Origin of the sequence: Limnohabitans sp. (genome assembly GCF_044361985.1) — a bacterium.
Lineage (GTDB): Bacteria > Pseudomonadota > Gammaproteobacteria > Burkholderiales > Burkholderiaceae_C > Limnohabitans_A.
In genome coordinates this window covers 1-8,161 of record NZ_JBIKHV010000091.1, presented here as the reverse complement: position 1 = coordinate 8,161, position 8,161 = coordinate 1, and the positions used below count along the sequence as shown (strand labels likewise).

Below are 8,161 nucleotides of genomic sequence, written 5' to 3'. Positions count from 1 at the left end.
GCGCAAAATGGGCGTGCAGCCCGGCGCTTGATCCCGCCACAGCAGCCTTGGATGAACATGATGATTTCACGCACGCTGATTGCTGGCACTGTACTGGCCATCTGCGCGACGGCCGCCAGTGCCACGGACTTGTTGCAGGTCTGGGCGGCTGCTCGCCAGCATGACCCGCAAGGGGCCGTCAACCAGGCCAGCCGAGCGGCAGGGGCCACTCGGCATGAACAGGCGGCTGCATTGTGGCGACCGAGTCTGGGCCTGAGCGCCACTGGCGGCTGGTCCAATGCGCAAAGCCAGATGAATGGGGCGCAATTTTCAGCACTTGAATCTGGCCTGGTGGACAAAGCCAATTTCGGCACCTCGATACACGGTGGCAACGCGACCCGCTGGGCCCTGAATGCCAAACAGGCGCTGTACAACCCTGAGCGCCGCGCCCAAAGCGCCCAGCTCAGCACGGCAGCGCAGGCCAGCGAGCACGAATGGCAACTGGCGCAGCAAGACTGGATGCTGCTGACCACGCAGCGCTACTTTGACGTGGTGCAGGCCGAACGCCGACTGGCGCTGGTGCTGCAACAGCAGCAAGCGGTCGACAAAGCCCTGACCGAGGCGAAAGACCGATTTGCTTTGGGGGACGTTCCGGTAACGGACACCCACGAGGCCCAGGCCCGCGCGCAGGCTCTGGGGGCGCAGGCCATTGCGGCGGGCAACGATCTGGACATGGCCCGTCAAGTGTTGGCCGATGTGACTGGTTTGCCGGTTCAGATGTTGCAGCTGCAAGCGCCCGGTCGCCCGGGTGTGGCCGTTGCTGCAGAGCCTGTCGCCATCTGGCTGCAACGGGCCGAGCAAAACAACCCCATGCTCAAGCTGCAGCAAGCCCAGGCCACAGCCGCGCAGTATGAAATTGACAAACACCGTGCATCCGCCTCGCCCACGCTGGACTTGGTGGCGCAAGCCTCGCGCGATCGGCTCAACGGCTCTGGTGATTTTGGTGTAGCCAGCAATACGCAAAGCCAGCAGATGTTGGGCGTGATGCTGAATGTGCCGCTTTATTCCGGCGGCATGCGCAGCGCCAAGTTGCAAGAGGCCATGCACCTGCATGACAAAGCCCTCGCCGAATTGGCGCGCAGTCGTCAGCAGGTCAGCCAGATGACACGCGCTGCTTGGTTGGCCGTGCACAGTGGTCAGGCCCGCTTGGCCGCGCTGGAGGCGGCCCGAACCGCCAGCCAGGCCCGCTTGGCATCGACCCAGCTGGGCCGTCAAGTGGGGGACCGCACCACGCTCGATTTGCTGAGCGCTCAAAACGATGCCAGTGCCGCCGAATGGTCGTGGCTGCAAGCGCAGATCGACACCTTGATGGCGCAATTGCGTCTGGACGCCATGGCTGGTCAGTTGGGTCTGCAGCAACTCGAAGTGGTCAATGCCACACTAAAAAATTGACCCCAACGCCACTTTTTTTATGCCAATCCAGAAAGCCATGGCCATGGCTTTCGCGGCAGAACGGTCAGTGCATCCAGGCGGCACCTCAAAAAGCTGAACGGCACCTTTCGCAACACGTTTTCGAACCCACCCCTTGTAAGGGCCAACACACCGCCCCAGTTTGGCTCGTGGAGTAGAGTCAAGCCATGAAACGAAGGCATTTTTTAGAAGGCATGGCAGCAACTGTGGGGGCTGGTACCGGCTTGGCTGTTTCCGCAATGGGTTTACCTGCCTTGGCTCAAAGCCTCAAGATATCCCGCCTGGTGATCGTTGGCGGTGCAGAAGACCGATTACAGGATCGCATAATTTTGCGCAAGTTCGTCGATTACTGTGGGGGCAGTCAGGCCAGAATCCGTGTCATCACCGCCGCCAGCGGTGACCCGCAAGCTGTCTGGAAAAGTTACCAACAGGTCTTCAAATCGCTGGGCGTTGAAGATGTGCAGCGGCTTGCACTCGATGACCGCGACAGTGCCCACGCGCAGCCACTGCAGTCCGAAATCTTGCAAGCCGATGGCATTTTCATGAGCGGCGGTGACCAGTCCAAACTGATGGACACCTTGTGGGATACCCCTTCATACCAATCGCTGCACCAGTCGTTTTATCTGAACCGTTGCTGTATTGGTGGCACCAGTGCAGGCGCAGCGGTCATGTCCCGGCACATGATTGCCCAAGGACCGGCGCTGCTCAGGCCCAGCAAGGAAGCTGTGGAGACCGATATCGGTCTGGGTTTGCTGTCGCAGGCGGTCGTGGATCAGCATTTTTCAGAACGAAGACGTTTGGCGCGCTTGTTATCGACATTGGCGGTTCGACCTGATTTGCTGGGAGTTGGCATCGATGAAGACACGGCGTTGGTCATCGAGAAGGGCGAAGCCCTTGAGGTGATCGGAAAAGGCACCGTGACCTTGATTGACCCATCGGACATGCGATCGAATGTGAACGAATTGGACCCCCTGGAGCAGATTGAAATGCTTGGGGTGCAATTGCACGTGCTGCCTGCAGGCCATCGCTACAGCGTTAACTCTGTTGGCCTGACATCAAGTTCAGCGGCATTGCGTCGCGCCATCCAGCGCCTGGTGGCCGAGGGGCCGATGCGGGGATGAGCCAAGCGAATTGGGAAACGATCGGCTGGTGCCCCGGTTACCCCGGGTACGCAATAACGCCTTGGAGGTGATTCAGTTTTGGGCACGCTAGGTGACTTTGACCTTAGATTCGGTGGCGCTGGTTATCAGGCATCGGCTCACCAGATTTATGCTTTTGAGGTGGATCATTGCGGCATATCAGCCTTTTGGATGGGCTTGATCCGAGTGCGTTGACACTGAAAGGTTTGCCGCTGATCGAAGCTTCGGAGGACCAAAGCCAACATGATTGACCTTGGGTCTGGCATCCACTAATCAAAATTTTGGGTTTCGTTGCAGGTCTGAGGCGACTTACTGGGTGTAAGAATTTCAAATTAAAAGAATGAAAATTATATTAATTTTCTCAGGTAGCCAGTTTGGATACTCCCGGAGGCACTCTCAGTGACGTTGATGCGACGGTCCGTTGAACAACATCCGCCAGCAAGCGCGCTGCAGGGGATGGTTCTCTTCCAGAGGCGAAGATCAATCCCAGTTTTCTTTGTACGCTGGGTTTTTGAAGTGGTATCACTGCGACCGCACCATGAGAGGGATCCGGACACAGTAGAGAAGGCAGAACCGTGATGCCTAGACCCGCTTCGACCAAGCCTAAAAGCGTCAGGACCTGCGTGGTTTCATGCACCACATTGAGTTGAATGGACTTGGCTTCAAATGCCCGATCCAGTGTGTCGCGGATGCCAGAACCTCGCCGTAGTAAAACCATCTCGAATTCAGAGAGCTCTTGGCCCACAGCCTTTTTCCGCTTGGCTAAGGGATGGTCCAAGCGGCAAACCACTTGAAATGCATCATCCATCAGGGGAATCGACAGGCCTAATTTAATGGTGGGGTCTTCGCTGACGATGGCGACATCGCATTCGGCCTTGTCGATTTTTTGCAAAATGCCACGCATGTTGTCGTCAAGAAAAATCACATCGATACCTGGGTAACGAATTTTCATCTCGGTCAGCACGGGCGGTAGCAATCGATACACCGCAGAAGAAAGACAAGCAATGGAAACCCGGCCGCGTCCTGAAGAAGCAAATTCCCTAAGTGCTGCAATCGAATAATCGAGCCCCTCCAACAGCCTCTCCGCATCTGCCAAGAAGGCTGATCCCGCCTCACTGATTCTGACGGTTCGGGTTGTTCTGTCCAACAATTTGACGCCAATCAATGATTCCAACTGCGATACCGCCTGACTGGTTGCCGGCTCGCTCAGGTGAAGCGCATTGGCGGCATTGCGAAAACTTCCGCGGCGGGCGATCTCTACAAAAATTCGCAAGTGCTTGAGGTTGGGATTGATCATGGTGGCGAGACTTTCATAGCCTGCAGGCAAACGAGGTCGGGGCAAGGTAATGGCGTATGCGAACTGATATGTTCAAATTTTAGATATATATATAAGATATTTCAACTTGTTTTATGAGTTGTCCGTTTCTAAGATGAACACATCGCAACATTCCTAGGCTCTTCAGGTGTATCCAACATGCCATGTCTTACGACTAACGGTCAGTATTTGGCCATTGGAAAAGCATGTTTTTGGTGTGATGGCCTTGATTGGGTTTATCGCTGCATGGGCTCAACACAAACAGCCTTTGATTGAGTTGGTTGTGCCTAAGGCGGCGCAGGGCGCTACATCCTCTCTGCGATGTCGGTTTCCTACAGCAATGGTGATCATTGCAATGTTGTCTGCGGGCTTTTCTCATGCTGCATTTCCAGAAAAAGCCATTCGCATTGTGGTCCCATTTGTACCTGGTGGAGCGGCAGACAGTGCGGTGCGCTTAATGGCACCTAGCTTGCAAAAACGCTTGGGCCAAGCTGTCCTGATTGAAAACAAGGGGGGCGCTGGCGCGACGATTGGTACAGCTTATGTAGCCAACTCACCCGCTGATGGATACACCCTGTTGGTGGGCAGTGCCAGCAACGCCATTGGCAATGCCATTCAAAACAAAGTGCCCTATGTTTTTGAGCGGGATTTCACACCAGTGATGTTGGTGGCCGACGTCCCTGGCGTGGTGGTGGTGCCAGCAAAACTACCCGTCAAAAACATGCAAGAGCTGATTACCTATGCCAAGGCGCATGAGGGCCAACTCAACTACGGATCCCCCGGTTACGGAACCAGCGTTCACCTGGCCGGAGAGTTATTCCAAAGCATGACGGGGACCACCATGATGCACGCCTCTTACAAAGGCGCCGCTCCCGCGATCACGGATTTGCTGGGTATGCGACTACAGGTCATGTTTCCTGCTTTGGCCGCCGTGCAAACGCACATTCAAGCCGGAACTTTGCGCGCTCTTGCCGTGACGACAAGAAAACGAACCGCGCTAGCGCCAGATTTACCCACCGTCAGTGAGAGTGGACTTCCAGACTTTGAGGTCGGCGGCTGGATTGGGATTTTTGCACCCAAAGGCTTGCCCCCCGATGTACTGCAGACCTTGACACGCGCCATTGATGAAACGATGAAAGAAGACGAGTTACGCCGCAGCCTTTCCAAAATGGGCATTGAAGCCATGCCGGGATCGGCGCAGGCTCTGCGCGAACGAGTCGAGTCCGATTCACGGCGCTGGGAAAAAGTCATTAAAAACAGAAAGATGGAATTGCAATGAACGCAGATATCGCACAGCAAAATCGCTCGCAAGCACAGAGCCTGATTGATGCGCTCAGTACGCCCGTTTTGTCTCACTTTATCGATGGTAAAAACTACTTGCGCCAGGATGGTGCAACGATTTCCAACCGGTCACCAGTTGATGACACCGAACTCAATCAAACGGCGCAGGGCAACGAAGCGGATGTGGCCACGGCCAGCCTGTCTTCAGAAAAAGCCTTTGAGAGCTGGCGGCAATGGCCCGCCGAAAAAAGGCGCGATGTGCTCCATGCCATTGCCGACCGCATTGAGGCCAATGCAGAGTCCATTGCGCTGATGGAAACCGCCGACACAGGCCAACCTTTAAGATTTACCGGTAAAACGGCAACCCGTGGCGCTGAAAATTTCCGCTATTTTGCTGACCTGTGCACCCGGGCTTCAGATGGCCACAGCTACCCCACACCGACCCATCTGAACTACACGATGCGTGAACCGATTGGTCCCGTCGGTGCTATCACGCCGTGGAATATGCCTTTCATGTTGGCCACCTGGAAAATTGCGCCCGCCTTGGCCGCTGGCTGCACCGTGGTGCACAAACCTGCCGAATGGAGTCCGCTAACGGCCACGTTGCTGGCCAAAATCGCTTTCGAGGCGGGCTTGCCTGCCGGTGTGCTCAACACCGTTCAAGGCTTGGGCCATGAAGCCGGCAGCGCGCTGACTCAGGACCCACGTATCAAAGCCATTGCCTTTGTCGGCGGAACACAAACGGGTTCGCGCATCATGGCGCAAGGTGCGCCCAGCCTGAAACGCGTGCACTTTGAATTGGGCGGTAAAAGTCCCGTGGTGGTCTTTGACGATGCGGACCTCGACCGGGCCGTGGATGCCGTGGCCTTCATGATTTTCAGCCTCAACGGTCAGCGCTGCAATGCAGGCTCCCGCCTGCTGGTTCAACGCTCGATTCACGATCAATTTGTGGAGCGTCTGATTCAGCGTGCTCAAAAAATTCGCGTCGGAAATCCGTTCGATCCTGCGATAGAGGTGGGGCCGCTGATTCACCGCAATCAGCTGACCAAAGTGAAAGAGCACTGCTTCAATGCCGTGCAAGCAGGCGCCACGATGCATTGCGGCGGCGTGAGTGCCGTGAGCGCTCATTTACCAGCGGCTGGAAATTGGTTTGCACCCGCCATCGTTTCTGGCGTGACGCCGGCCATGGACATCGTGCAACAAGAGGTTTTTGGACCTGTCCTTGCCGTTTTGCCTTTTGACGATGAAGCCCATGCGCTTGCGCTGGCCAACGACAGCCGATACGGCTTGTCCACCTATCTGTGGACGGGCAATGTAGGGCGTGCACACCGTTTGGCAAGGTCCTTTCAGTCCGGCATGGTCTGGGTCAACACCGAGATCGCACGCAATTTGTCGACGCCGTTTGGCGGCATGAAAGACAGCGGCATCGGCCGTGATGGCGGTGACTGGAGTTTTGACTTTTACATGGAAACACGCAATGTCTGCATTGCGCTGGACGGTCACGCGATTCCGAAAATTGGCAAGCTTTGAGCCTCGAAATAAATCGAAAATACGCTAGGGCAACGAATGTCGCAAAAACAAAGACCCAATATTCTGTTCATCACCACAGATCAACAAAGGGCCGATTGCATTGGATATGAAAACCCTGTGCTGCGCACGCCGCACCTGGATGCTTTGGCGCGTTCAGGCACACGTTTTTCAAATTGCATCACGCCGAGCATCGTTTGCCAACCTGCTCGCGCAGCCATCTTGACAGGCATGCTGCCTTTGACGAACGGCGTTTGGGACAACGGCGTGGACCTGAACCCGAGTATGGGCGCGCAAGGCATGGCGGCGCAATTGGCCCATAGCGGTTATGCCACGGCATTTGTGGGCAAGGCTCACTTCTCTTCCAAAATCACTTTTCAAGCGACAGGTACACCTGAGTGTAGAAAAAGTGCCTCCAGCTACCCCGATGACTGGGTGGGTCCGTACATGGGCTTTGACCATGTGGAATTGGCGGCTCTGGGTAAATTTCACCGTACGCGGTTGCCTGCGGATGCGCCCACCATCCACCGTTTTGAGCATGCATTGCTAAGCCACCCCAATGCGCTGGAGTTGTGGCAAAACGCCACCACGCCAGGCAGTGGTGCCGCACAGACTTGGAACTCCTGCTTGCCGGCTGAATGGCACAGCAGCGCCTGGGTGGCTGATCGCACATTGGCTATTTTGGACAAGCAAAAAGATGCCGAAAAGCCTTTCTTTGCCTGGGCCTCATTTCCTGATCCGCATCATCCATTTGATTGTCCAGCACCGTGGAACGCCATGTACAAGCCCGATGACATGGTGCTGCCCGAACACAGAAGCCTGGACTTGGAAAAAAGGCCATGGTGGCACCGTGAAGCACTGGAAGGTTCGCCCAAAATTGCCGATCCTGAATTGGCCAAATTCCGCTCTGAAGGTTTCAAAGTTCCACCGCAGACGGATCAGCAACTCAGGGAAATGACGGCCAATTACTACGGCATGATCTCGCTGGTCGACCACCATGTGGGACGAATTTTGCAGGGCTTGGAACAAGCAGGTTTGGCCGAAAACACCTTGATCGTTTTCGCCAGTGACCACGGCGACATGCTCGGAGATCACGGGCTGTACCTCAAAGGCCCGATGTTTTATGAAGGGGTTCTTCGGGTTCCCCTGATCGTGGCAGGCCCAGGCGTTCCGGCTGGCCAGTGCATCGACACACCGGTATCGACCATCGATCTGGCCGCCACTTTTTTAGAGAGTGCAGGCCTTCACAACCAGAGCGTTCAAAGCCGTTCGTTGCATCCGGTCATGGCGGGCACGGAAACACGTGAATGTGCTTGGAGTGAGTGGCATGTGCACCCCGCCCGGCTGGGCGTGGCGCTTGAATTGCGTGCTGTCAGAACCGATGCTTACAGCTACACCTTTGAATTTGATTCGGGAAGCGGAGAGCTGTACGACCTGAAGCAAGACCCCG

General features: G+C 55.9%; 6 protein-coding genes. 5 read left to right on the top strand and 1 reads right to left on the bottom strand.

The features are described 5' to 3' along the window. Both ACIQ3A_RS12330 and ACIQ3A_RS12325 read left to right on the top strand, forming a co-directional pair. A partial coding sequence (locus ACIQ3A_RS12330) for a TolC family outer membrane protein (protein ID WP_396432031.1) occupies window positions 1–1,431 on the top strand: 1,431 nt, incomplete at its 5' end. Window positions 1,432–1,616: 185 nt separating this feature from the next. Then, on the top strand, window positions 1,617–2,570 hold the full coding sequence (locus ACIQ3A_RS12325) for a cyanophycinase (RefSeq protein WP_396432030.1): 954 nt from the start codon (window positions 1,617–1,619) through the stop codon (window positions 2,568–2,570). 379 nt (window positions 2,571–2,949) lie between these two features. Here the strand turns inward: ACIQ3A_RS12325 and ACIQ3A_RS12320 are convergent, their stop codons facing one another. Beyond that, window positions 2,950–3,885 carry a LysR family transcriptional regulator gene (locus ACIQ3A_RS12320; protein ID WP_396432029.1) on the bottom strand — a complete coding sequence of 312 codons (936 nt, stop codon included), beginning with the start codon at window positions 3,883–3,885 and terminating at the stop codon, window positions 2,950–2,952. A gap of 238 nt (window positions 3,886–4,123) precedes the next feature. On the opposite strand from ACIQ3A_RS12320, the gene ACIQ3A_RS12315 reads away from it, so the two are divergent. The 3 genes from ACIQ3A_RS12315 to ACIQ3A_RS12305 form a co-directional block, all read left to right on the top strand. Then, window positions 4,124–5,182: a tripartite tricarboxylate transporter substrate binding protein gene (locus tag ACIQ3A_RS12315; RefSeq protein WP_396432028.1), complete on the top strand. Its 1,059-nt coding sequence runs from the start codon at window positions 4,124–4,126 to the stop codon at window positions 5,180–5,182. After that, window positions 5,179–6,714 carry a 5-carboxymethyl-2-hydroxymuconate semialdehyde dehydrogenase gene (gene hpaE, locus ACIQ3A_RS12310; protein ID WP_396432027.1) on the top strand — a complete coding sequence of 512 codons (1,536 nt, stop codon included), beginning with the start codon at window positions 5,179–5,181 and terminating at the stop codon, window positions 6,712–6,714. The genes ACIQ3A_RS12315 and hpaE overlap by 4 nt, the downstream gene beginning before the upstream one ends. A 36-nt stretch (window positions 6,715–6,750) precedes the next feature. Then, the coding region (locus tag ACIQ3A_RS12305) for a sulfatase (protein WP_396432026.1) at window positions 6,751–8,161 on the top strand (1,411 nt) is incomplete at its 3' end.

What these genes read in the sequence shown, in the direction of transcription:
- ACIQ3A_RS12325 (WP_396432030.1), top strand. Translation starts at nt 1,617, where the DNA reads ATGAAACGAAGGCATTTTTTAGAAGGCATGGCAGCAACTGTGGGGGCT.
- ACIQ3A_RS12320 (WP_396432029.1), bottom strand. Translation starts at nt 3,885, where the DNA reads ATGATCAATCCCAACCTCAAGCACTTGCGAATTTTTGTAGAGATCGCC.
- ACIQ3A_RS12315 (WP_396432028.1), top strand. Translation starts at nt 4,124, where the DNA reads ATGGCCTTGATTGGGTTTATCGCTGCATGGGCTCAACACAAACAGCCT.
- hpaE (WP_396432027.1), top strand. Translation starts at nt 5,179, where the DNA reads ATGAACGCAGATATCGCACAGCAAAATCGCTCGCAAGCACAGAGCCTG.